The organism is Paenibacillus thailandensis, assembly GCF_042685365.1.
GTDB classification, from domain to species: Bacteria; Bacillota; Bacilli; order Paenibacillales; family Paenibacillaceae; genus Paenibacillus_AP; species Paenibacillus_AP thailandensis.
Genome location: NZ_JBHUMY010000006.1, coordinates 19,857 through 45,266 on the forward strand (window position 1 = coordinate 19,857; position 25,410 = coordinate 45,266).

Genomic DNA, 25,410 nt, shown 5'->3' on the forward strand with positions numbered 1-25,410 from the left:
CCGGGCGCAAGCGAACCCGTCCTATCCGGATAGGCGCATGGCGATGCCAAAAAGTCGAGCCCCCCGCGACGGCGGAGGGCTCGACTTTCGGCGATTAGGCGGACAGCTCTTTTGTTCGGGCTTCAGATTGAGCCAAGGCTGTTTTTTTATTGCTTTTTGCCATTGCCGCCACGGTGACGATATACAGGATGGCAAGCAAGACCATCGCAAGCGAGCTGATGCGGTACATGGACCCGTAGCTTGTCGCCGAAGCGATGATGCCGAGCAGCATCGAGCCAATGGCTACGCCGAGGTCAAGCGCGTTGTAATACAAGCCGTTCGCCGTGCCGTGATCCTTCGGCGGCGTCATTTGCAGCATCCAGGCTTGGAGCGTCGGCTGAATCGCGCCGTAGCCGACGCCGTAGAACAACCCGGACAAAATAAGCAGAGGCAGCGATTCCGTATACGATATGAGAATTAGACCGATAAAGCTGAAAACAGCGCCGGGAACGATGACGGCGATATGGCCTTTGGCATCGAACAGCTTGCCGGAGAACGGACGGACGATAAAAGCGGCCAAAGCGTTAAACAAAAAGAACAAGGAAATATGCGCGATATTGCGCTCTTGCCCGTATAGCGCCAGAAAGCTCAGCAGTCCGCCGTACGTAATCGACAGCAGCACGTTCAAGCCGCAAGGAAGAAGCAGCAGAGCGTTAAACCGTTTGCTGCGCCCCGGCTCACCTTCGGCAGCCCGAATCACGGCGCGTTCCGGAGCGGCTTGAGCCGGAACGGTCCGTTTGGGTCCGGAACCGGTCGACAGAAGGGCGAGCGGAATCGAGACAACCGCCGCGAGCGTGCCCATCAACGCCAGCGTTTCGAAGCCGAAATCCCCCAAGACGGCAAGACCGATAATCGGCCCGACCGACATGGCGAGCGTCGTGGACATGCCGAAATAACCGATGCCTTCGCCCATGCGGCTTTTCGGTATAATCTCCGCCACGAGCGTAGGCATGACGGTGCTCGCCGCCCCGAAGCCGATACCGAACAGAACGCGCAGAACGAGCAGCACGGCTACCGAATCCGCAAACGGATATAGCGCGGTGGCTACAGCCGCAAGCAGCAGCCCGGCGTACATAATCGGCAAATTGCGGTTCAGCCTTTTCATGAGAAACGCGGTTATAAAACGGGCGGCGATCGCCGAAAAGGCGAAGACGCTGATGACGAGACTGACCGTAAAATCGCTCGGGTTAAACTTGTCTTTCACATAAGTCGGAAACGGAGAAAGCAGCATTTGCAAACATAGGAACAGCAATAAATAACTGATCGTCAATGTGATGAACGCCTTGGTCCACAGCTTTCCCGCCGAATTTTCTGGTTGTTGAACTTCCACTACTCCATCTCTCCTCTTTCTTTCTCTGTAAGCTTATCGACGGCGGCGTCAATGCGCGCAAGCAGCTCCAGTAAATACGCGTATTCGTTATCGGAAAGGCTAACCGTCGCTTCTTCGACTAGCTGCTTTTCAATCGGCGTGATGGCCGCAACCACTTCTTTGCCCGCCTCCGTTATATAGACGAGGAACGCTCTCCGGTCCTTTTCGCCCGGTTTTTTCACAATATAGCCCTTCGCCTCGAGCAAATCGAGAATGCGCGTCGTCGTGGGCTTATCCTTGCCGCTCCGCTCCGCGATTTCTTTCTGTATTAGGCCGTCCCGTTCATTAATCCGGTATAGAACCGACCATTGCTCGGGTGTCATATCGTAGCTTCGAATGCGGTGCTGCAGCAGATTGGTCAGTTTGCGGTACGAAATGCCCAGCAAGTACCCGATTGAATCATCCAATGACGTGTATTTCATGTGAGCCTGCCTCCGAATATAGTTGTTATGACAACTAATTTTAATGCAAATAATTGCACAAGTCAATATCTGAGACGATTTAGACGGCCGCTCGTTTAATCTTTTGCGCTTGGGACATATGTCCTTTATTATTTGCTGTAGGATGTATTAAATGAAATTGCGGACTTCGAAAAGGGGATAAAGATGCAGCTTATTGCCGATACCGAAATGCTTCACAGGTTGATCGACGAATATGGTCTCGGGGTTATGCTTAACGGCTTGGAAGGGGAAGAGATCAAATTATTCCGGTTTCAAAAGGGGGACTTCATCTGCAGAGGGGGCGAGCCGATTGACCGGCTGTACGTTTTGGTCCAAGGCCGGCTGCGCGTCTTTCGGACGTTGTCCAACGGCAAATCGCTTCTTCTTCGTTTCTGCAATCCGCCCGCCATGATCGGCGATTTGGAATTCGTGACCGGCCGGCAAGCCGGATCTTTTGTGGAAGCGGTGACGGGAGGGCAAGTCATCGCCATCGATTATGAGGTTTTGCGGGCGAAGCATGGCCGCAATCCGGATTTTCTGCAATTTTTGCTTCGCCACCTGGCGCATAAGCTGGATACGGTTTCCCATTCGACGAGCGTCAATCGGCTGTTCCCGCTGGAACAAAGGTTTGCCAATTATCTGATGTCCAGTCAAGCTGCGGCGAGCTCGGAATTTCACGCCTCGAATTTGCAGCATGTCGCAGAGCTGCTTGGCACGAGCTACCGGCATTTGAACCGGATTATCGCCAAGTTCGCGGCTGAAGGCGTCGTGGAGCGGAAGCGGGGCAAAATCGTCATCGTCGATAGCGAAAAGCTGCGCGCGCGGTCTTCGGACGATCTATACAAATAATTCGGAATGACGGAAGGCAGGAACGGTTGTGCAGGTCAACATTTTAAGGTTTTTCAATTTCGGCTATTTTTCCATGTTTTCGATTTTTTTATCGTTTCTGCCGCTTTATTTAGCGGACGAAGGGATATCCCGGACGCAAATCGGAGCGCTGCTGGGCGTTGGCGGCGTCGTAAGCGTGTTTGCCCAGCCGATGTGGGGGCTCGTGAGCGACTATAAAAAAACGATCAAAAAAGTGCTGCTGGTCATTATCGGCGTCTCGGTCGTTTCGGGATTTTGCCTGTTTAACGCATCGGCGCCGGCTGCAATCGTGCTGCTGGTCATCATGATGTACGTGTTCTGCATGCCGACCGACCCGCTGATCGAAAGCTTGAATTACCAGTCTGCCCAGCGGAGGGGAATTCCGTACGGCTCGATCAAAATGTTCGGCGCCCTCGGTTATGCGACCGCTTCGCTCTTAATCGGCTATATCACCGACAACGCCGGCATGGCCAGCATCGCCTTTTTGTTTCTCGGGTACGGCTTCGTTACCTTCGTGACCGGCTTTGCCCTGCAGGACGTGCAGGCGGTCAACAAGCCGCTGCGGATGAAGGATCTCGGCGGCTTCCTGTCGGAGCGGTCCACGCTCGTCTTTCTCGCGCTTGTGCTTCTGATGGCGATTCCGCACCGGACGAACGATACGTATATCGGCCTGTATATCGCCGAACTGGGTGGCGGCATGAAGCTCGTCGGTTATGCCTGGTTCATTATGACGATCTCGGAAGTCGTTTGCTTCGCCTTTGTGCACCGTTTGCTCAAGCCGGGGAGAGAGCTCGGCATTATCGCGGTTGCGGGGATTATTTACGCGATCCGGTTCGGGCTCACCGCCATCGCCGGATATCCGGTTGTCGCCGTGCTGCTCCAGGCGCTGCAAGGCGTTACGTTCGTGTTGTTCTATACGGCATCGGTCCAGTATTTGTACACGATAATTCCGGAGCAATTCAAAGCGACCGGACAAACGGTGTTGGCGGTCGTGTTCTTCGGCATATCCGGCATCTTCAGTTCCTTCGCGGGAGGATATTTGCTCGAGACGCTGGGGGGCGCCAACCTGTACGGCATCATGGCGTGTCTGTCGCTGATCGGCGCGGTCGTCTGCTTGTTCATCCGTCGGGAAGCGCGGCAGGCGGGGGAAACGTCGTTCAAGTAAGAGCACACTACAAACGCCGCGAACGATAGCGTTCGCGGCGTTTCGACAGGTGCGGAATTAAGCGCCTTTAATTTCAAGCAGTTTATACGTAATGATGCCCATCGGCGCGTCGACCTGAATGACGCTGCCGACTTTTTGGCCGAGCAGCGCTTTGCCGAGCGGGCTCTCATACGAAATTTTGTTATTGACGACATCCGCCTCGGCCGGCCCTACCAGCGTGTATTCGATCGTTTCGTCAAATTCCGTATCGTGCAGAACGACAACGGCGCCTACATTAACTTTTGAAGTGTCCATCTTTTGCGGATCGACGACGCGCGCTTTGCGGAGCATTTTTTCGATCTGGGCGATCCGCGTTTCCATGAACGCCTGCTCTTCCTTGGCGGAGTGATATTCGCTGTTCTCCTTCAAGTCGCCGTAACTGATCGCGGTTTTGATCCGTTCGGCAAGCTCCCGCCGTTTTACGACTTTAAGCTCTTCCAATTCCTGCTCCAATTTCTCAATGCCTTCTTGCGTTAAAATGACTTCTTCTTGTGACATGCATGACAACTCCTTTATCTTCATCCTACACCAAAATTGCCGTAAACGCGAGTCAAGCCCGTCTTCTTTCATTGTAAGCGTTAGCCGCCTTCGCTAACAAGCCGAACATCGGGCATCTTCCATTATTATGTCCTTTGCGGCCGGATCATGCGAATGTTCCGGCGAGCGTTTTTGTTTTTGTAGCCCGCATGTAAATATGGTACAATATGTAAGGTTTAAAGGCAGCAGGAGGCGACAACCTATCCCTATGACGAGGAGTGATTGGATTTGCCGGTCGAGGTCTATTTCAACTTTAACGGAAATTGCAGGGAAGCCATCGAGTTTTACGCCGAAACGTTTGGTGTGGACAAGCCTCAAATTATGACGTTCGGAGAAGGACCGCAAAGCCCCGAGTTTACATTGCCCGAAGAGGCTAAAAATCTGGTCATGCATGCCCGTCTTTCGATTTGGGGAAGCAACGTTATGTTTTCGGACGTCTTTCCGGGGATGCCGTTTCAAACCGGCAACAATATTACGCTTGCCCTGCTGACGGATAATGCCGAGGACGTCCGTGCGGCTTTCGACAAGCTGAAGGAAGGCGGCACCGTCGCCATGGAGCTCCAAGAGACGTTCTGGAGCAAGCTTTACGGCCAAGTGACCGATAAGTTCGGCGTCCAATGGCAATTGAATTTGAACAGCGAGCCGATGTAAATCGAAAGCGAGAGCCTATAAAAAACGGCCGTCCCGCAAGCGGGAACGGCCGTTTTTGCTATTATTTCTTTTGAACCGTAATCGTCCACGACGCGTCGTCGACCTGCTCGAAATTGGTGACGGCGTGGCCGGCTTCGGCCGCCCAACGCGGAATCGCTTCGGTCGCTTGCGTGCAGTCGAAATCGATGACGAGCTCGTCGCCGCTGTTCAGCTTCTCCATCGCTTCTTTCGCTTCGATCAGCGGGAACGGGCATACCATTCCGATCACTTCAAGTTTATGCTTCATAGTCGGGTCCTCCTTATGCGGTCGCTGCCGCGCTGGCGGCAGAACGATTTTGTTTCGCTTTGGCGCGAGGGCGGACGTAAACGAAATAAGCGGCCGTCCACGTGCCGAGAATCATAAAGATCAATGAAATCCAGCCCTGCCAAGTCATCATGGCGGTCATGACAAGACCGTTGCCGATGGAGCAGCCGCCGGCCCAGCTTGCGCCGAAGCCCATCAGCAGGCCGCCGGCAAAGCTCGATACGGCCGTTTTCGCGTCCGGCGCGCGGAAGCGGAATTCCCGGCTCCCTTTGGCCGCTGCGAACGAGCCAAGGAAGATGCCGAGCACGAGGAACACGCCCCAGTTGATATACTTATCTCCATCTCCCGTAACCAAATATTGCAGAATGTTGGCCGAAGGCGTCGTGATGCCAAGACCGGACATTCTTCCGGTAGCTTCGCTGAGCGGCCAAGCGAGCAGCGCGATCAGCCCGACGAGCACCGCCGTGACGAACGGGTGCCAGCGTTTTTCGAACAACAGATGGTTAAGTCCTTTCCGTTTCGGCTTCATGGCCGGAATAGCCACTTTCGGCTTGCGCAGCGTTTTAACGACAAGCCCCGCCGTAATAAGAGCCAGCAGCGCAATGAACGGCCACGCCGAAATGCCGAACGTCTCCGGAATGGAATTGACCGGTACGGCGACTTCCTTAATCCCGTCGTTAACCGGCACAAGCGCACCCGATTTCATCATGGCCGCCATCGCCATATAACCGAACAAGGCGATCCAGCTGCCGATCAGCCCTTCGCCCGCCCGGTACCACGTGCCGGTTGCGCAGCCGCCTGCCAATATGATGCCGATGCCGAAAATAAAGGAGCCCAATACGGTGGCGAGCCATGGGAAATCTCCGGCGTTAAATTGAATCAGTCCGAGCCGGATAAGGGCGAATACGCCGACGCTTTGGACGGTTATGGCGATCAACAGCGCATAAAACATGCGGTTATCCTTCGCTATATACATATCCCGGAAGCCGCCGGTCAGGCAAAACCGGCCCCGCTGCATGACGAAGCCAAGCAATCCGCCGCACAGCAACCCGGTGACGATCATTTGCAGCATGTTCAACCTCTCTCGTTTGTAATGTTTAGTATGTCACTTGGTTTTAAAGCATTTTTGATGATAACATATTTCGTCTTCACGTCAAGAGTCCATTATTTTCCTATCTCCCGCCGTCTGTTGAGCGTGAACAATTCGGCGGCGAGTTTTTAGGCGGGATTACAAATCGTCGGCTTAAGGGTTTAAACCGGAATCGGATCTCTATATGATAAAAGAAATGTTGTGTCAGGAAACATTACATTGGAACCGGCGATTGGATGGTCCGGCATAGCTTTTGCTGTCTGCTCGGGATTCGCAGGCTGAATGGAAGTCAACGTTGAAAGGTATGATGATCATGAGTTTAGAAGCTTTGAACGAACGAGTGAAAACCGATCTGTCCTATTTGGCGTTCGGCGGCCCGGATTGGCTGCAGCCGGTTAGCCGTCCGGAGGGCCATGTATACGATGTCGCGATCGTCGGAGGCGGCCAGTGCGGCCTTAGCATCGCATTCGGCTTGATGCGCGAGAGAATTTCCAATATTATCGTCATCGACGAAAATCCGGAAGGGACGGAGGGCCCGTGGGAAACGTATGCGCGTATGGTCACGCTGCGCACGCCGAAGCATCTGACTTCCGTCGATCTCGGCATACCGTCTCTTACGTTCCGTTCCTGGTGGGAAGCGCAATACGGGCCGGAAGCTTGGGAGGCGCTCGGCAAAATTCCGAGAGGCGAATGGATGAACTATTTGCGCTGGTATCGCCGGGTGCTGGGCTTGCCGGTCGTCAACGAAGTAAAGCTGGAGCTCATCGAGCCTGCCGCGCGCGGACTGCACCGCCTCCATATTTCGGGAGCGGGGGCGGCAAGCGAATCGCTGCTTGCGCGCAAAGTCGTATTGGCTACGGGGATTCAAGGCGGCGGGGAATGGCATGTGCCGGAGATGATCAAACGGAAGCTGCCGTCTTCGCTCTACGCCCATACCTCGGAAGCGATCGATTTCGCGGCGCTGCAAGGCAAAAGGGTAGCGGTGCTGGGCGGCGGGGCATCGGCGTTCGACAACGCGAATTACGCCCTTTCCGCAGGGGTCGCCGAAGCGCATGTGTTCGTCAGGCGCAAGGAGCTGCCCCGGATTAACCCGATCCGCCAAATGGAAGGCTCCGGCTTGATCGAACGGTATGCGGCGCTGTCCGATGCGGATAAATACGAAGTGATGGCGCATTTCTTCAAGCACAACCAGCCGCCGACCAACGATACGTTCGAGCGCGCCGCTTCGTGGCCGGGCTTCCGGCTCCATCTGGGCGCACCTTGGCTCGATGTCGAAGCGGCGGAAGAAGGGGCTGTCGTGACGACGCCGCAAGGCAAGCACGTTTTCGATTATTTGATCGTCAGCACGGGGCTGCTTACCGATCCCGCGTTAAGGCCGGAGCTGAAGCTCGTGGAGAAGCACATCGCCCGTTGGGGCGACCGGTACAAAGCGCCCGATCGAGTCGCGAACAAGCTGCTGGACGCACACCCGTATTTGACGCCGGGGTTTGCTTTTACGAGCCGGGACGAGGAAGGCGAGAAGCTGCTGCACGGCATCTTTACATTCAGCTATTCGGCGCTCGTCAGCTGCGGCGTTTCCGCTTCGGCGCTGTCGGGCATTCGTTTTGCGGTGCCGAAGGTCGTATCGGCCGTGGCCGACCAATTGTTCCTCGACGACCGGGAACGCATCTTAAGCCGGTTCTATGCTTACGACGAAAAAGAATTTGTAGGCGAGTGGCCTATAGCCGAAGCCGCGAAGTAACGGCCTTATAGGAAAAGAAGCAGACGAATCCGCCGGAAGGCGGGCTCGTCTTTTTTTGCGCCGCGCTTGCGGAAGAACGGGGACAAGCTTGCATTCGCCGGGCCTCCTGTTATCATCAATAATAAAAAGATACAAGGACGGAGATGACATGATGGCTGAACATAAAACGAACGCGATGCGGCTATTGGATAAGGCCGGAATCCGCTATCGCGTATGGAATTACGACCCCGGGGACGGCAATATACACGGGACTGCGGTGGCGGCGAAGATCGGCAAACCGCCCGAAACGGTATTCAAAACGTTGGTTGCGCATCAAGGCGCAAGCTTGTTCGTATATGTCATTCCGGTCGGCTCGGAGCTCGATCTGAAACAGGCGGCCAAAGCGGCCGGAGCCAAAAAAATCGAAATGCTCCCTGTTAAAGATTTGCTTAAGCATACCGGTTATATAAGAGGAGGCTGCTCGCCCGTCGGCATGAAGAAGCTGTATCCGACCTATATCGACGACAGCGCCATGAAGCTGGAAACGATCCTGGTCAGCGCGGGCAAAATCGGCCTGCAGGTGGAGCTTGAACCGGCGAGCCTGGCCGCGCAAGTTTCGGCTAAGTACGCACCGCTTGCCAAACGCGGCGCCGGCGAAGCGGCTTCGAATTAACCTTAGGGTATTGCCGGATCGTGAAGCCGTTATATAATGAGGGTTGACGATAACGGCGCTTGCCGATCACGATACAGGACGTGAAAAAAGAATGATGAACATAACGATCGGGCTGCTGGCGCATGTCGATGCGGGCAAGACGACTTTCGCCGAGCAGCTGCTTTACCATACGGACAGCATTCGCAGCCGTGGCCGAGTGGACCATCGGAACGCTTTTCTGGACAGCCATGAGCTGGAGCGGGCCCGGGGCATTACGATATTTGCCGATCAGGCGGTCATGGCCGGCCGCAGCGCAACCTTTTATTTGATCGACACCCCGGGCCATGTCGACTTTTCCGCAGAGATGGAACGGGTATTGCAAGTGATGGACTACGCGGTCGTCATCGTCAGCGCGGTGGAAGGGGTCGAGAGCCATACCGAAACGGTGTGGCGTCTCATTAAAGAACGGCGGATTCCGGCGTTTTTTTTCATCAACAAAACGGACCGAGAAGGCGCCGACGCCGACGCCGTGCTGGCGCAAATCCGGCGGGAGCTTACGCCCGACGCGGTGCCGCTGCAAGGTTCCTTGGCGGATGGAGTAGCCGAGGAAACGGCCGTTATGGCGGCCGAGCGGGACGAAGAGCTGCTGGAGGCTTATATGGAAGGAAAGGCAGACGAGCCCATGTTCGTCAAGACGCTTGCCAAGCTTGTGAAGGAAGCCGCCCTTTATCCGGTCATGAGCGGTTCGGCGCTGCTCGATGAAGGGATTACGGCTTTTCTCGCCAATCTGGAGCTGCTGGCGCATACGGCGTACGACGCTTCCTCTCCTTTCGCGGCGCGGGTTTATAAAATCAGGCATGACCGGCAGGGCACGCGACTAACCTATTTGAAGTTGCTGCAGGGGAAGCTGGCGGTCAGGGACGAGATCGCGTATAAGGACGAGAGCGGGGAACTTATTCGGGAGAAAGTTACGTCCATCCGCATTTGCAACGGCGATAAATTTGCGGCGGCAAACGAAGCGGAAGCGGGGCAGCTGGTAGCGGTAACGGGGCTCTCGGCCGCCGCGGCCGGCGACGGGCTTGGAGCTCTTGAAGAGCGGCTTCGCTATGAGCTTGAGCCGGCGCTTAAATCGAAGGTGATCTTCGATCCGTCGTATCCGCTGCGGGACGTTCTTCGCTGTTTCCGGATGCTGGACGCGGAAGATCCTTCGCTTGGCGTCGAATGGGAGGAGACGCTGCAGGAGCTGCATGTTCGCGTGATGGGGGCGATCCAGCTTGAAGTGCTGGAGGAGGTTGTCAAGGAGCGGTTCGGTATGGCGGTAACGTTCGGCCAACCGGAAATTTTGTACAAGGAAACGATAACGCAAGGGACGGTCGGCTATGGGCATTTCGAACCGCTTGGCCATTATGCCGAGGTGCATTTGCGGATCGAACCGGCGCCGAGAGGCAGCGGCGTCACATTCGTGAACGACTGTCATGCCGACGATCTGAGCACCGGCTATCAGAATTTGATCGGGCAGCATGTGTTGGAGAAGCCGCATCGCGGCTTGCTTGCCGGGGCGCCGCTTACGGACGTCGTCGTCACTTTGTTGACCGGACGAGCCCATAACAAGCATACAAGCGGCGGCGATTTCCGGGAAGCGACGCTTCGGGCGCTCAGGCAAGGGCTGGAGAAGACGCCAGGCATGCTGCTGGAGCCGGTGTACGAATTCAAAATTAAGGCGGGAATCGATCATATCGGCAAAATCATGAGCGACGTTCAGACGGCGTCCGGCCGTTTCGACCCGCCGGAAGTTCAAGGCGATACCGCGTATATGACCGGACGCGTTCCGGTCGCCAGGTTTATGAATTACCAGACGGAGCTGGCCGCCTATACAAGCGGGAAAGGGTCCGTCAGCCTGAAGCTGTCCGGGTACGAGCCGTGCCACGACGCGGAAGCGGTGATCGAGGGGAAGGGGTATAACAAAGACGCCGACCCGCAATATCCGTCGTCGTCCATTTTTTGCGCCAAAGGAAAAGGGTTCACGGTTCCTTGGGAAGACGTGCCCGCCTATTTGCACATTCCGGCTGAGGATGAAACGGCCACGGGCGAAACCGAATAATATGGCAAAAAGGCCTGCGGCATAACGCCGCAGACCTTTTTTGTCTGGATTACCAGCCGAAACCGCCGCCGAAGAAACCGCAGCTGCAAGCAATAATCACCAACAGAATAAACAATACAAGGATAAAACCGAAGGAACCCGTGCCGCAACCGTAACCGAATCCGGACATTCTAACTAGCACCTCCTTGCGATGGAGTACTCTTTAAAGTATGTCGTTTCGGCCGGGATGGCTTGGGTATCCGTCAGGCAGACAAATAACCATATTCGTCCGTCCCCCTGATCCAACCGGATTGCGGCGGGGTCATTGGCCGCCGATGTCGTTAGCCCTCCACGAATTGAAACCATTTGAAGTCGAATTGGCTGCCCGGCAAAAAGATAAACGTTACCGTCCGGGGGCCGGCGATCCGCTCAAGCGCGAATTCCCGCTCGCAGTAGCCTTCGGAATACGGAAACTCGACGATTTGTCTCGTTTCGCCGTCCGGACCGCCGAACTGGATATGAATCGTATTGTTGTCGATCGGAGAGTGCCCGCACATTATAAGCTTCGCGCTTCCCGTTTCCCCGAAATCCATCCCGTTAAACACCAGCGACACATTGTTGCCGATGTTCTCGATCGCCCCGTCCGCGAGCGTAAAGGAATCGCCGTAAATATAGTCGCGGTCGAGCGCGTTAATCGGTTCGTACGCCTTTGCCGTTTGTTTGAACCGGAAGCCCTTCAGATGGATTTTGCGCCGCAAAACGAAGGACAGCGAGACGACGCCCTTGAGCTTTTTAGGCAGCCGGTACGTTTCTTCCTGGTACACGTTCCAGCGGGACGGCTTCTGGTAAGTTATCTCCGTCAGCATTGCCGCGCCTTCTTCTCCCGGAACCCCTTCCCATATTTCGATCGGAAACCGTTCGCTGTCCAAGGAGAATATCGGCAGCGTCATTTCGCTCGAGCCGTACCTTCCGAAATCGACGTTGTCGAAGCAGATCCGGCTTTCGCCGTCCCTTGCCGTGGCGACGCCCCGCTCGTTGCCGTTCGTCAGGTTAACGCTGGTTTCCTTGTTGCAGAAACCGGCCGAGACAAAGTCGTACGGGTTCAAATACGCTTGCCCCATGCCGGAGATATGCAGCTCCATCTGCGAATACAGCCGAATTCCGTCCGCGCCGTTCGTCGTCCCGCACCGGACGTAAAGCTCCCCGTCGCCCAAAGCGGTAATAACGGCTTCGTGCCCGTTCGGCTCAAGCGTGGCGATATTGGCGTCGATCCCGGCCGCGTTCGCAATTCGCCATTGCACGTCCCGGTACGTGGCATTGTCCGGGTGAATGATTGCACGCACACGAATCGATTTACGTTCGGGGGAGAGCCGGGTGCCTTCCGGGCATACGATTTCCAGCTTGCGCACGGGGATGTCGGCGGTTTCCTCTCCCGATCGATCCTGTCCGTGCTTCTTCATGTTCATAAGCGCCAAGTCATAAAGCGGATATTCGTCGTCGCCCGGCCGTTCAGGGGCGGCGGCGGACAACGTCAGCTCGCCGGCAGCCAATCCGCCGGATACGGCCCGTACCGTTACCGTACCGGTGTCAAGCGTAGCCGCGATCACGGCAAGCAGCTTGCCGCTGAACATACGGCGGCTTGTCCCTTTATAGCAATCGTAGTCGGTGCTGTCGCCGTTATCGAGCCCGACGAGCCGTCCCGGCCCTTCCACGGCGACATCGACCCGGTTATTGGCGTTTTCGACCGGGCGGCCTTCTTGATCGACAGCCGAAATCTCCACGAATACGAGGTCGGAGCCGTCCGCCGCGAACGTCGTTTTGTCCGGCGTCAATACGAGCGCGGCCGCGTCTCCGAACGACGCTTTCGTATCCTCCGCAATCGCGGTGCCGTGCTCGTCGTACGCGACCGCCCGGAGCACGCCTTTGCGGTACGGCAGCCGCCAATCGCCCACAAGCTTGTCCCCGCGGGCATGGTCGATCTCAAAGGCGCCCAACGATTCGCCGTCCAAGAACAATTCGATCCTCGGCGCGTTGGAGCACACCCGCACGTCGATCATCTGCCCTTCGGAAAAATCCCAATACGGGAATATATGGACCATCGGCTTCGTTCTATAATCCGTCCATTCCGCTTGGTAAATATAATACGAATCTTTTTTGAAGCCCGCGGTATCGAGCTGTCCGAAATACGAGTTTTTCGTATGGTACGGCGTCGGCTCTCCGATGTAGTCGAAGCCGCTCCACAGAAATTGTCCGAGCGAATATGGCGCGTCGCGGTCGGCGATAATGCAGCTTTCCGCGCTCTTAGCCCCCCAGCTGGTCGAACTGTTGCCGAGCGACGAGCATTGCTCGTCGTCGTCCGCCAGAACGGACTCAGACAACGGAAAATGATAAATACCTCTGCTTTGCACGGTCGAGCACGTCTCGCTCCCGTAGATGTGCCAGTCCGGATGCTTGGCGTGATGCTCGCCGTAATATTTCTCCCCGTAGTTATAGCCGGCGAACTTGACGAGATCGGCGCATTTTTGGGCGTTTTCCCAAGCCATATAATTGGAGCCGATCGTCACGGCGGCGTTGCTCTTCGGATCGTGCAGCTTCACCGCATCGCGCAGCATAGCCGTCAATTCTTGCCCGCGCGGCCCGGCGTGCGTATCGTAAATTTCGTTGCCGATGCTCCACATCAGCATGCTCGGGCGGTTCCGGTCGCGGCGTACCCAGCTGGCGACGTCCTTCTCCCACCATTCAGGGAAAAACCTCGCGTAATCGTAAGCCGTTTTCTTTCGCTCCCACATATCGAACGCTTCCGAAACGATCAGCACGCCCATTTCGTCCGCCAGCTCCATCAGCTCGACGGCCGGCATATTGTGGGCGGTGCGGATGGCGTTAACGCCCATTTCCTGCAGAAGCGCGATTTGCCTCCGCAGCGCAGCCTTGTTTACGGCGGCTCCCAGGCAGCCCAAATCGTGATGCTGGCATACCCCTTTCAGCTTGACGCGGCGGCCGTTCAGGAAGAAGCCTTGTTCGGTATCGAATCCGATTGTGCGGAAGCCGAACGTTTGCGTCTCTTCGTCGATCGGCGCGCCGTTCGCGAGCAATTCCGTTCGGAGCGTATATAATTTGGGATGCTCGATATCCCACAGCTCCGGCTCGTTTACGGTCAGCCGGCAATTGACGGCCGCGGTTGCGCCCGCATCGCCGGGGAAGGAGGATTCGCCCGCAGCGATCGTCGTCCTAGACGAGTCCAGAATACGATGACGGAGCTTGTATTGGACTGTTCCGTCCGGGCCGCCGCCGAACCGGACCTCGGTATCGACGTCGACGGTCCAGAAGCTGCCGGTTTGACGGGCGGCGATATAAATGCCGTCCGCGACGAGATGGGTGTCGGGATACGTTTTAAGCCACACCGAACGATAAATGCCCGCGCCGGAATACCAGCGCGAATTGGGCGATTCGTGGACGACCCGGACGGCAATTAGGTTTGGCCCCGGCTTCACATGCGGCGTAATGTCGAATTCGAAGGTCGAATAACCGTATTTCCATTCGCCGGCCGGCTGTCCGTTAACATAAAGCGAGCAATCCATGTAGACGCCTTCGAACCGGATCGAGACGCGGGTGCCGGGAGATTCTTCGTCCCAAACGAACGTTTTGCTGTACCAGCCTTCGCCGGTTTCGTACAGACTCTTGGAATCGTAGATCAGCCAGTCATGCGGCAGCGTGACGGGCATCCAGTCCGTATGGCCGTTCATAACGGAATCGTAATCGGAGTGAAGAGGCTGCTTGGCGAACAACCAGCCGCTGTTGAACTTTCGTTTCCGGCTCATCGATTAATTTCTCCTTTATTAGAACGAAATGACGTTAGGCGCGAAACGTTAACGCCTAAGGCCGTAGCCGCCGTAAAGGTGCTTGTATTCCGTCGGCGTGCATTTTTTATAGTTTTTAAAGACGCGGTTGAAGGTGGCGAGACTGCCGAAGCCGGAGCGCATGGCGATTTCCGTAATCGACAAATTCGGGTCGATCAGCAGCTTCTCCGCATGCTTGACCCGGTTCTGGTTGAGATAATTGTAGTAAGATGTACCCACATATTGTTTGAACAGACGCGCAAAATGGAACTTGCTGAAGCCGGCAAGCCCGGCAAGGTCGTCCACCCGGATATCCTCGGTGCAATGCTCGCTTATATAGCTGCACACCTGCACGAAGCTGTCGATATATTTATGCTGCTTATGGCTTTTGGTCCGGCAATGCTCGCGCCGTTCGTCGCGCAAATTGCGTCCGAGATGGACGAAAAACTGGATCAACAGGGCGTAGGAGGAAGCTTCCTTCAGCGTGGAATCGCCGAAATATTCGTTCATCATGCCGATGAGGAGCGGCTTGAGAGATGCATGCAGCTCGCCGTGGCGCTCGGGCGTGACGACGAGGCAGGGGCGCAGCAGATGAAACGTGGATTCGAACCCGCTCAACGCATAAAGCAGGGAGCAGTCGAATTGCATAATGAGCCGTTTTCCGGAATCGGGAGCGATCAGCTGGTGCAGCTCCCCTGAAGGAATGATAAAGATATCGTCGGGGCGGAGAATGTGCGTCGCATCGCCTACGATGGCCGTATAGCGGTTTTCCAGAGGCATGATGATTTCCGCCGCGGTATGCCAATGGAGCGGATAGTTTTCCGCTTCAACGTTCAGGTACATCCGGATGCCAAAATGTTCGCGAAACGATACCGTTTCTTTTACGCCTTCCAGCATTTCGATCATTGTGAACCCAATCCTTTCCCCCGTAATCTCGTTTGGAACATTCTCTTGCAAAAATCGCAATATTTGAGAAGTCGAAAGCTATAATCACGAAGAGCGAAAGCAGATGCAGCCGATATAATGAGTCTTGATGAAACCGCATTCATAACGAACCGGAACTCGTGTAAGGAAACGGTTTCATCCGTGGCAATGATGATCATAACACGGATAAGATTGCAAGGAAAGCGGTGATGACGATGGCAGCGCGAAGCAAGACGGCGGATGCCGGCCCATTATGGAAGCACGTCAGAAAGGAGTGGAAGCTGTATTCTTTTCTGATCATACCCGTCATTTATTTTCTCATCTTCAAATACGCGCCGATGCTGGGCAACATAATCGCTTTCCGCAAGTACAGGGGAGGACCCAATCTATTCGGCACGGAATGGGTCGGCTTTCAATACTTCGAGATGTTTATGAAAGATCCGACCTTCTGGAGAGCCTTCTTCAACGATTTACAGTTGAGCGTTACCTATTTAATCGTTCGTTTTCCTCTAACTTTGGGCTTTGCTCTATTGCTGAACGAGCTTCGCAAATTAACCGTCAAGAAATTCGTCCAGACCGTTTCGTATTTGCCTCATTTTATATCCATGGTTATCGTGGCGGGCATGATCAAGGAAGTCGTTTCCATAAACGGCCCGATAAACAATCTGATTGCAAATTTGGGTTACGATAGGATTGAATTTATCTCCTTGCCGGAATGGTTTCCGACGATTTATGTTTCCTCCGGCATTTGGCAAGGTCTCGGTTGGGGTACGATCCTGTATCTCGCTGCGATGACCGGGATTAATACCGAGCTGTACGAAGCGGCAAAAATCGACGGCGCGAATCGTTTTCGGCTGATGCGGCATGTGACAATACCGGGCATATTGCCGACCATCATGACGCTTTTGGTTTTGGATATCGGCGGTATTTTGGGCTCGAATTTCGAGAAGATTTTGCTTCTGTACAATCCTTTAACGTATGAGACGGCCGATGTCATCTCCACTTACGTGTACAGAATGGGTATTACCGGCGCGAATTTCAGCTATGCAACCGCCGTCGGTTTGTTCGAAGGCGTAATCGGCTTGATCTTAGTGACGACAGCGAACCAAATTTCCAAGAAAACCACCAAATCAAGCTTATGGTAGAAAGGGGAAGATGGCGTGAAGGCGTCCGTTTCTGACCGCGTATTTCAAGTGGTTAACGGATTCATTATGACTCTTGTCGTGGTGATGACGTTACATCCGTTTCTTTATCTGGTCGCGCAATCGCTTAGCTCGGAAGCCGCTATCTATGCGGGGAAAGTAAACTTGTTTCCGGTCGATTTTACGACGCAAACTTACGAGGTCATATTGAGCAAGCCGGACTTTTTCCGGTATTACGGCAATACCGTCCTCTATTCCGTGCTAGGCACGCTGATCTCGGTAGCGGCGACGGCTGTTCTGGCCTATCCGCTTTCCAAAGATAAGCTGCGCTTGAATAAATTTTTTATCCCGTTTGTGCTCTTTACGATGTATTTTGGCGGCGGACTGATCCCGAACTACATTTTGGTCGCCAAAACGCTGGGCATGCGCGATACGATCTGGGCGATTATTATCCCCGGAGCGATCAGCGCCTTTAATGTCATTCTGATGAAAACCTTTTTTGCCAGTTTGCCGAATGAAGTCGAAGAATCGGCCAAGGTGGACGGTCTCGACGTTTACGGGATCTTTACGAGAATTACGCTGCCTCTGTCCAAACCGATTTTGGCCACGATGGTGCTGTTCGTAATCGTAGGCATCTGGAACAATTGGTTCGGTCCGTCGCTTTACCTGCAGACGAAGGAGAAGTGGCCGATCGCCTTGTATTTGCGCCAGCTCATTGACAGCGCCATCAGTCCTACCGAAGTAGGGGCGACCGATGCGACAGCCAATCAGATTGCGGCTACCGTCAAGTCTGCCGCTATGGTACTGACTTCATTGCCGATCATTTGCATCTACCCGTTTGTCCAGAAGTATTTCGTGCAAGGGATGATGATCGGCGCCGTTAAGGGGTAAATCTAACCGCGATATATTATGGATTGCTGCGCTCGTTGCCCTATCTTCAAAGGTAGAGGTGCTGCAGCAATCACTGATATATAAAAGAAGGAATGAAAAGGGAGGTAAAATATGAAAAAATTTAGAAAGACAATCGGGGTCATCCTGACGGCTGTACTGGCAGTAGGTATGACGGCGGCATGTTCAAGCAGCGAAAGTAACGGAGGAAGCACCAATGCGCCGCCTTCGGCGAACGCTTCGTCCGGCGCAGCCGAGACGGCGGACGCTTTGGATTACACCTTCGGCGAAGGGCAAACGTTCCATTCCAACGAGCCTGTCACCTACTCCATGATGTACAGCGATCATGAAGGCTACCCTTATCAAGAAAGCTGGAGGCTTTGGAGCGCCATTCAGGAAAAAACGAACGTAACCTTCGACTTGTCCATCATAGCCAGGACGGAATACGAGAACCAAAAGTCGTTGCTCGTCAACAGCGGCGACGCTCCTTATATCATTCCAAAAACTTATTCCGAAGCCGCTTTCATCCCAAGCGGTCAAATTGTGCCGATCAGCGAATGGGTGCAGTATATGCCTAACTATATGAAGGCTGTGAAAGATTGGGGAATGGAAGAAGATCTGAAAGTCAAAATGCAGGCCGACGGCAAATATTATGTACTGCCGGGCCTTTGGGAAGTGGCAGGCGGCGGTTACTCCTACATTATCCGCAAAGACGTTTTTGAAGCGGCGGGCATCGATGTCGAAGCGGAAGAAGCGAATTGGACTTATGAAACGTTCTATGAAGCGCTCAAAAAAGTGAAAGAGCATACCGGTGCGAAATATGTATGGTCGGACCGCTTCAAGGGCGATTCCACGCTTAACATTGCCGCAGTCGAGTATGGCGTAACCGGCGGCTGGGGGCTGTCCAACGGCTTGACGTTCGACCACGATAAGCAGGAGTTCCAATTCGCCGATACGTCGGACAATTTCAAACAATACGTCTCTTATTTCAACAAGCTGATTAAAGAGGAGATTTTGGATCCGGAATCCTTCACGCAAGACGACGACACCGCGCTTGCCAAGTTCTATAAAGGCGATACTTTTGTCATTAACGGAAATTATCAGAATTTGGCGGATATGATGACGAAAATGCAGGTGCCGAACAGCGAACTTTATATGATCGTTCAACCCGGCGGACCGGCAGGCCAGCTGCAGATCGAAGCATCGAGGCTGGAGAACGGCATTATGATCAGTCAGAACGCTCTCAAAGATTTGGGCGAGGAAGGTTTCATCAAGATGCTTCGTTTTGTCGATTGGCTCTGGTATTCCGACGAAGGGCAAACGCTCAGCTTGTGGGGCGTAGAAGGAGAAACTTATACCAAGGACGCGAACGGCAATATTGTGCTGAAAGAGGATATTACGTTTAACGGACTTAATCCGACGGCAACGAAGAAATTGAATGTCGATTACGGCTTCGGCGGAGGGGTGTTTGCCTATGGCGGCTCCGCGAAACTGAAGATGTCCAAGATGACGGAAGGCGAGAAGGATTACAACGACCGTATCTTGAAGTACCGGGAAACCCGTAAGCTTGCGCCGCCGATTATGGCGTCCGCCGACGAAAGCGAGCAATTGAACTTGATCTCGACGCCGTTAATGGATTATGTCAAAACGATGACCTTAAAGTTCATCACCGGCCAGGCCGATATTGAAAAGGAATGGGCCTCCTACGTAGCTCAAGCCGAAGCAAACGGCAGCACCCGGTATACGCAAATGGCCAATGAAATTTTTGCAAAAACGAAAAGCGTGCTAGGTTACTAAGCGAAACAAGAGCAAAGCCCGATATGCCGCACGGTGCGGCATATCGGGCTTTGCGTGCTTAATTGCCCCGATCCAGCACGGGATTCGGCACCGCGGCAAGCCGATTGGCGTTGCCCGATTTTGCAAACAGGAACAAGGCGCCTCCGATAAGCAGCATCAACCCGGACAGATAGAACCCCGACTCGACGCTTCCGGTGATATCCGCCAAGTAGCCCGTAATATACGGCGCGAAGATGGAGGACAACATGCCGATAAAGTTAAAAAAGCTGAATGCTCTGGAATACATATGCGACGGCGTGTTGTCGGCCACGAACGAAATGAGGATCGGGTCGAGCGCTAGCTTGCCGCAAAATCCGTAAATGACGAGTCCGACCAGCATCAAGGAGTAATTTTCCGTGTAGGGAATGACGAATTGGCACACGGATCCGGCAAGAACGAGCAGCATAATGAGCGGCTTTTTGTTTTTGGACCGGTCGGAAATATACGCAAACAATAAAGCGCCGGGTATCGAAGCCCAAGGGACGAGCGACGCGATGATGCCGGTTTCCGAGCCGTCGAGCCCTCTTGCCGTCTGCAAGTAATAAGGAAGCCATGTCAGCATGCCGAAAAATCCGTACAGCGAGCAGAAAATAAGAATATACGTCACGATGTGATTTCGGGTAAACAGCGCTTTCCAGGATACGGGGAGGGCGGTTTCGCCGCCGCTTTGGCGTTGTTCCGCTTCAGCCGAACGGTCGTCCTTGACGAATGCGGCGATCAGAATCGCCACGATGACCGTAAGAACGCCAAACAGGTAAAACGTCGTTTGCCAGCTCCATTCAAGCGTGAACGTCAAATAGCTGGAAGCGATAAAGCCGAGAGAGATGCCGACCGCCATGCCGCTATTGATCAAAGCCGAGGAGACGCCGCGATATTTTTGCGGCACGGAGTTGGACGATATCGCGTAAACCGGTCCGTAATAAGTCCCTTCGCCGAGACCGGTAATGGCCCTTACGAGCAAAAAGACGAGAAAGCCCGGCGCAAGTCCGCTTAAGATCGTCCCGACGCCGAACAAAATATAGCCCGCCGCAAGCACCTTTACCCGACCGAAACGGTCGGCCAATATCCCCGCAGGAATCTGCATGGCGGCGTATGTAATGAAAAATACGGTCGACATCAGGCCAAGCTGTCCTTTCGACAACCCCCACTCTTCCCCGATGACGCTCATCACCGGCGATAAAATGTTGCGGTCCGCATACATGAACACCCAACCGAGCGAAAACATGACGATGACGAGAATAGGATTGTTTTTTTTCATCGGAACTCACCCTCTCCAGATTAATGTCATATTAAGTGACACTTTTCTCCTGAAACGTAGATAGAAAAGGAGGGATATCGCAAATTTGTTTATTCCCCGCAATTTTCGTGTCACTTTATATGACATATTTAAAGTAGCACCATAAACGCTTGACGTCAACGATTATTTTGGCAAAAAGAAATAGTTTTTATGGTTTAACTTTCATTAACGGAAGTTAAAATCGGAAAAAAATTTCGAAACGAAACTTTAATTACAAAGAATTAAACATTGTGAAAGAGTGCCGGGCGAAAGCGTTGCTCCGGCTTACGTTTGGAAACCACGTCCCATTCTGTCGAAAGAATTATGAAATCGGACAGAAAATTCAACAAAATATTTTCTAGCAATCTATTAAACTAAAAATGGCATCCAGCATATGGGAAAAGTTCTTGGCTTTGTGAACATTGCAACGATTTTGGAGAGGGAGGGGTGCTTGTTTTGCGGTTTAACCGCACTTCTGGATATGCAGACGAGTTTGAAGAATCGAACGCAGGAGGGATTTGAAGTTGGACGGATTATTTCGCAGAAAGTGGTTTAGTATTGTCGTATTATTCGCGTTGCTGTTCTCGCTTGTCGCTTCCCCGGTTTACGGCGCGGAACAGGAGGGCACGCCGCTTGATGAGAACGCCGTTGGCGCCGAGCTGGAATCGGCTATCGAAACGCCTTCCCTATCCTTGCCGGAAGATTTGCAGCTGGACGGCGACGAAAAGAAGAAGGCTTTGGAGGAAGCGGGAGGAAGCCTAAACTTCGAATCGAAGGCGGAGCTTCATGCAGCCGGCGGCTCGGCCGCGCTTGCCGCGCCCGCCGCTCCGCAAAATTTCGTCCCGGCTTCGGACAGCGCCAAGACGATTACGGTTATCGTCGAGCTGACGACGCAGCCGCTTGCCGTGCAGAAAGCCGCTTCCGCGCAAGGGCTTCTGAAAAGCGCCGTATCCGGCGAGAAGCTGCTGGAGAAGGAGCAAGCTGCGTTTGCCGCCGAAGCGCAAGCGAAGAAAGGGCTGAAGCTTGGCCGCAAATACAATCAGGCGTTTAACGGCTACGCCGTTCAAATCGCCGCGAACGAAGTCGAATCGCTGCTGTCGCTGCCAGGCGTCAAAGCGGTTTATCCGAGCACCACGTTCAAGGCGGTTCCGGTCGACAGCGTGACGCCCAATATGAACGAAAGCGCGCCTTACATCGGCTCCCGGCAGCTGTGGGATTTGGGCTTCAACGGCGAAGGAATCAAAGTGGGCGTGCTCGACACGGGCATCGATTTCAATCATCCGAGCTTGCGGGATGCTTACAAAGGCGGATACGACTTCGTGGACGACGATAACGTCCCGAACGAAACGCCGGTCGATCCTAACGATCCCGAAGCGGCTACGTCCCACGGCACGCACGTGTCCGGGACCATTGCCGGCAGAGGCAATCCGGACGTCGAGAACGATCCGAACGGGTGGGTGAAAGGCGTCGCCTACGGGGCGGACCTTTACGTATACCGCGTGCTCGGGCCCGGCGGTACGGGAGATACGGAAGACGTGATGGCGGCCATCGACCGAGCGGTCAAGGACGGTCTGGACGTCATCAACTTGTCGCTCGGCAACAGCGGCAACTATGAAGCAAGCGCGGAATCGATCGCGCTGAACAACGCGGCGATTGCCGGCGTCGTGCCGGTCGTGGCGAACGGCAACGACGGCCCGGCCGGTTACACGATGGGCAATCCGGCAACATCGGAGATGGCGATATCCGTAGGCGCCTCCTATCCTCCGCTGAACGTTCCGGAAATTACGGGCGAAGGAATCGGTCATGTGCTGGGCAGCTTGATGACGTTCTCCCCCGGGCTCGGCAGCCTGGAAGGAAGCTCGGCTGTCTTCGTTAACGCGGGTCTCGGCACCGCTGCCGACTTCGCCAATGTCGATGCGGAGGGGAAGGTGGCGGTCATCTCGCGCGGGTCGATTTCTTTCGCGGAGAAATCGCTCAACGCCAAAGCGGCGGGTGCGGTCGCGGCCGTTATTTACAATAACGCCCCGGGTAACTTCGGCGGAACGCTCGGCGAAGAGGGAGACTACATCCCGACGCTCAGCATTTCGCAGGAGAACGGCGAGGTGCTCGTCAATGCGATCGAAGCGGCAGGCGAGTATACCGCCACGTTCGGCATTACGATGGTCGAGGACTTGATCGCCGATTTCAGCTCGCGCGGACCAAGCATTCCGTCTCTGGACATCAAGCCGGACATCGCCGCCCCGGGGGTCGGGATCCGCTCCTCCGTGCCCGCATCGGACGGGAATTACGCGGACGCTTATGAAGACAATCAAGGCACCAGCATGGCGGCGCCCCATATCGCCGGAGCTGCGGCGCTCCTGCTCCAGAAAGACCCGGAGCTTACGCCGGAGCTGGTGAAAGGCTTGCTGATGAACAACGCGGTCGAGCTGGATGACGAGAACGGCAATACGTATTCGCATATGGCGCAAGGCGCCGGACGCGTCGACTTGGCGAAAACGATCGAAGCGAAAGCCGTCGCTCTCGTTCAGGAATCGACGACGGCGGTTACGGACAGCGTCTATACGCCGTATTATACGGGAAGCTTGTCGTTCGGCCAGACGCCTGCCGGATCGCAATTGACGAAGACGGTTACGGTTAAAGATATCGCAGGCAGCGTATCCTCGTATTCGGTCGACGCCGAATGGACGGGGGAAGCGGCCGGATCTTTCGACTGGAGCGCAAGCGAGGTTCGCGTCGAGGCGGGAAGCGGCGCTTCCTTCGACATCACGCTTAACGTCGGGGCCGATACGCCGGACGGCTATTACGAAGGCAATGTGACGTTGACGTCGGACGAAGGGCATGAGCTTCATTTGCCGTTTGCCGTTTATGTCGGCGAAGTGCAGGATTTGCCGGCGCCGGTTTCCGGCGTTTCGATTACGCCTGCCATATACTCGCCTAACGGCGACGAGGCGTACGATACGGCTGACATCGAGTTCAGCGTCAATTTGGTGAACGAGTATTTTTCGCTTGATGTTTTTGACTACGAGACGCTGGAGTGGCTCGGGACGATCGAAGAGGACGCCGAAGGCATCGAGCCCGGGGATTACATTATTCCCGGCTGGGACGGGACGGTCTTCCATCCGGAGATCGGCGAATATTCATTGGCCGATAACGGAGACCGTTATTATCTGCTCGTTCCGTTCTATAACTTCGACGTTTATGAGGATGAAATTACTCCGTTCATTATCGACGTGAACAAGCCCGAATCTTCCGAAGCAAGCATTTCCGTCGAAAACGGCGCCGGAATAATAACCGGCCAAATCAAGCGCGATTTTCTCGTTGACTTCTTCGGGGATTACAGCGCAATCGGCGTGGCGGCGATTGAAGGCGAAGAGCAGTATGACGGCTTCATCCATGAGGACGGCACGTATGAGATCGAAGTGCCGATCGACTACGGCCTGAATACGTTTGACGTATACGTCTACGATCTGGCGGGCAACGGCATGATCGTTCCCGCGGATACCGTCTCGTACGAAGAGACGAACGAGTCGCCTGCCCAAGCTGCGGTGAACGTTAGCACGGAAACGGCCGAGCCCGGCGAAAGCTTTAGCGTCAGCATCGACGTCTACGGCGCGGACGATGTGTATTCGGCGCAGTTCAGCCTTACGTATGATGCCGATCTTGTCAGAGGATCGGTCGAGCCGAGCGTGCAACTGGACGTTTACCAGCAGAACGAAAATCCGGGCGTTCCGCTTATTATCGACGAGACACAGGTTGAAGTCGGCGGCGGCAAAATCCGTTCGGACTACATTGTGTCCCTCGCCGGAGACATAGGCGGATATACGGGAGGAGACGACTTGTCGCTGGCGCTGTATCATTTTGCCGCCGAAGAGGAAGGGGAATATCAGTTTGAATTGTCCGACGTCCGGCTGCTGAACAGCAATACCGAAGATATCGGCATCGGACGGTTGACGAACGGATCCGTCTCGGTTGAAGAAGATCCTGTCGGCACGAATTATACGATCAGCGGTAAGCTTAAGGCAGAGGCGTTCGGCGAAGGCGTCGATTACAGCGAGGTATGGTACCAAGGCAGCGACGGAACGCATAAAGTCGTCGTCGAGGCTATAGACGGCAAAGGCGAGGTGGCCGGCATCGCCAAAGTAAGCGAAGACGGCTCGTATTCGATAGCCGTACCTGCAGGAACGTATACCGTTCGGGCGATCGTGCCGGGCCATATTCAAGAAGCCGAGCAAGTCGATGTAAACGGCGACGTGACGCATGACTTCGGTCCGCTTGCGGCCGGCGACGTGAACGGCGACGGAAAAGTCGATCTGGCCGACCTGCAGCTGGCGGCGAAACAATTCGGCAAGGAAAGAAACGGCTCCTGGCCGTCGGCCGCAACAAGCGCAGCCGACATTAACCGCGACGACGCGATCGACCTGCTCGACATTTCCTTCGTCTTGGAAAACTATTCGTTCTAATCGGAAAACTATTCGTGCTTAGGCTTTAAATCGGATCGTTATTATAGGCGTTGCGGGAGGATAGGCTTACTCGGCTATTCTCCCTCCCGCCTTCA

General features: G+C 54.6%; 19 protein-coding genes. 10 read left to right on the forward strand and 9 right to left on the reverse strand.

Features of this window, described 5'->3' with window-relative positions; translation table 11 throughout:
• Positions 1–94: 94 nt before the first annotated feature.
• Both ACFSW5_RS05035 and ACFSW5_RS05040 read right to left on the reverse strand, forming a co-directional pair.
• On the reverse strand, positions 95–1,369 hold the full coding sequence (locus tag ACFSW5_RS05035) for an MFS transporter (RefSeq protein ID WP_379270319.1): 1,275 nt from the start codon (positions 1,367–1,369) through the stop codon (positions 95–97).
• The gene (locus ACFSW5_RS05040) at positions 1,369–1,830 is read right to left on the reverse strand and encodes a MarR family winged helix-turn-helix transcriptional regulator (RefSeq protein ID WP_379270320.1); all 462 of its coding nucleotides are present in this window, start codon (positions 1,828–1,830) and stop codon (positions 1,369–1,371) included. Before ACFSW5_RS05040 ends, ACFSW5_RS05035 begins: the two co-directional genes overlap by 1 nt.
• A 183-nt stretch (positions 1,831–2,013) precedes the next feature.
• On the opposite strand from ACFSW5_RS05040, the gene ACFSW5_RS05045 reads away from it, so the two are divergent.
• Positions 2,014–2,697, forward strand: coding sequence for a Crp/Fnr family transcriptional regulator (locus ACFSW5_RS05045; RefSeq protein WP_379270321.1), 684 nt, complete (start codon positions 2,014–2,016; stop codon positions 2,695–2,697).
• 28 nt (positions 2,698–2,725) lie between these two features.
• Positions 2,726–3,880 (forward strand): MFS transporter, encoded by a 1,155-nt coding sequence (locus ACFSW5_RS05050; RefSeq protein ID WP_379270322.1) that lies wholly within the window; start codon positions 2,726–2,728, stop codon positions 3,878–3,880.
• A 57-nt stretch (positions 3,881–3,937) separates the two neighbouring features.
• Here ACFSW5_RS05050 and greA read toward each other — a convergent pair whose 3' ends face one another.
• Positions 3,938–4,417: a transcription elongation factor GreA gene (gene greA, locus ACFSW5_RS05055; protein WP_379270323.1), complete on the reverse strand. Its 480-nt coding sequence runs from the start codon at positions 4,415–4,417 to the stop codon at positions 3,938–3,940.
• 267 nt (positions 4,418–4,684) lie between these two features.
• Here greA and ACFSW5_RS05060 point away from each other — a divergent pair, with 267 nt between their 5' ends.
• On the forward strand, positions 4,685–5,107 hold the full coding sequence (locus ACFSW5_RS05060; RefSeq protein ID WP_379270324.1) for a VOC family protein: 423 nt from the start codon (positions 4,685–4,687) through the stop codon (positions 5,105–5,107).
• Positions 5,108–5,168: 61 nt separating this feature from the next.
• Here the strand turns inward: ACFSW5_RS05060 and ACFSW5_RS05065 are convergent, their stop codons facing one another.
• Together ACFSW5_RS05065 and ACFSW5_RS05070 are read right to left on the reverse strand one after the other, a co-directional pair.
• On the reverse strand, positions 5,169–5,393 hold the full coding sequence (locus tag ACFSW5_RS05065; RefSeq protein WP_379270325.1) for a sulfurtransferase TusA family protein: 225 nt from the start codon (positions 5,391–5,393) through the stop codon (positions 5,169–5,171).
• Between the two features lie 13 nt (positions 5,394–5,406).
• Positions 5,407–6,483 (reverse strand): YeeE/YedE thiosulfate transporter family protein, encoded by a 1,077-nt coding sequence (locus ACFSW5_RS05070; protein ID WP_379270326.1) that lies wholly within the window; start codon positions 6,481–6,483, stop codon positions 5,407–5,409.
• Positions 6,484–6,814: 331 nt separating this feature from the next.
• On the opposite strand from ACFSW5_RS05070, the gene ACFSW5_RS05075 reads away from it, so the two are divergent.
• The 3 genes from ACFSW5_RS05075 to ACFSW5_RS05085 all read left to right on the forward strand — a co-directional run bounded on the left by ACFSW5_RS05075 (position 6,815) and on the right by ACFSW5_RS05085 (position 10,974).
• On the forward strand, positions 6,815–8,242 hold the full coding sequence (locus ACFSW5_RS05075; RefSeq protein WP_379270327.1) for an FAD/NAD(P)-binding protein: 1,428 nt from the start codon (positions 6,815–6,817) through the stop codon (positions 8,240–8,242).
• A 151-nt stretch (positions 8,243–8,393) separates the two neighbouring features.
• Positions 8,394–8,894, forward strand: coding sequence for a Cys-tRNA(Pro) deacylase (gene ybaK, locus ACFSW5_RS05080; protein WP_379270328.1), 501 nt, complete (start codon positions 8,394–8,396; stop codon positions 8,892–8,894).
• A gap of 91 nt (positions 8,895–8,985) precedes the next feature.
• Positions 8,986–10,974, forward strand: coding sequence for a GTP-binding protein (locus ACFSW5_RS05085; RefSeq protein ID WP_379270329.1), 1,989 nt, complete (start codon positions 8,986–8,988; stop codon positions 10,972–10,974).
• Positions 10,975–11,023: 49 nt separating this feature from the next.
• Here the strand turns inward: ACFSW5_RS05085 and ACFSW5_RS05090 are convergent, their stop codons facing one another.
• From ACFSW5_RS05090 to ACFSW5_RS05100, 3 genes are all read right to left on the reverse strand, one after another.
• Positions 11,024–11,143, reverse strand: a complete 120-nt coding sequence (locus tag ACFSW5_RS05090; protein WP_379270330.1) for a sporulation protein YjcZ — start codon at positions 11,141–11,143, stop codon at positions 11,024–11,026.
• 151 nt (positions 11,144–11,294) lie between these two features.
• Positions 11,295–14,771 carry a glycoside hydrolase family 2 TIM barrel-domain containing protein gene (locus tag ACFSW5_RS05095; protein WP_379270331.1) on the reverse strand — a complete coding sequence of 1,159 codons (3,477 nt, stop codon included), beginning with the start codon at positions 14,769–14,771 and terminating at the stop codon, positions 11,295–11,297.
• Positions 14,772–14,819: 48 nt separating this feature from the next.
• Positions 14,820–15,695 carry a helix-turn-helix transcriptional regulator gene (locus ACFSW5_RS05100; RefSeq protein ID WP_379270332.1) on the reverse strand — a complete coding sequence of 292 codons (876 nt, stop codon included), beginning with the start codon at positions 15,693–15,695 and terminating at the stop codon, positions 14,820–14,822.
• Between the two features lie 233 nt (positions 15,696–15,928).
• On the opposite strand from ACFSW5_RS05100, the gene ACFSW5_RS05105 reads away from it, so the two are divergent.
• From ACFSW5_RS05105 to ACFSW5_RS05115, 3 genes are all read left to right on the forward strand, one after another.
• Entirely contained in the window at positions 15,929–16,858 is a 930-nt protein-coding gene (locus ACFSW5_RS05105; protein WP_379270333.1) for an ABC transporter permease, read from the forward strand.
• 66 nt (positions 16,859–16,924) lie between these two features.
• On the forward strand, positions 16,925–17,746 hold the full coding sequence (locus tag ACFSW5_RS05110) for a carbohydrate ABC transporter permease (protein ID WP_379271009.1): 822 nt from the start codon (positions 16,925–16,927) through the stop codon (positions 17,744–17,746).
• 111 nt (positions 17,747–17,857) lie between these two features.
• A complete protein-coding gene (locus ACFSW5_RS05115) occupies positions 17,858–19,540 on the forward strand; it encodes an ABC transporter substrate-binding protein (RefSeq protein WP_379270334.1) in 1,683 nt (560 codons plus the stop codon).
• Positions 19,541–19,598: 58 nt separating this feature from the next.
• On the opposite strand, the gene ACFSW5_RS05120 is transcribed toward ACFSW5_RS05115, so the two are convergent.
• Complete coding sequence (locus ACFSW5_RS05120) at positions 19,599–20,837, reverse strand: MFS transporter (protein ID WP_379270335.1); 1,239 nt, start codon at positions 20,835–20,837, stop codon at positions 19,599–19,601.
• Positions 20,838–21,379: 542 nt separating this feature from the next.
• Between ACFSW5_RS05120 and ACFSW5_RS05125 the strand changes: the two genes are divergently transcribed.
• Positions 21,380–25,315: a S8 family serine peptidase gene (locus tag ACFSW5_RS05125; protein WP_379270336.1), complete on the forward strand. Its 3,936-nt coding sequence runs from the start codon at positions 21,380–21,382 to the stop codon at positions 25,313–25,315.
• Positions 25,316–25,410: the final 95 nt, after the last annotated feature.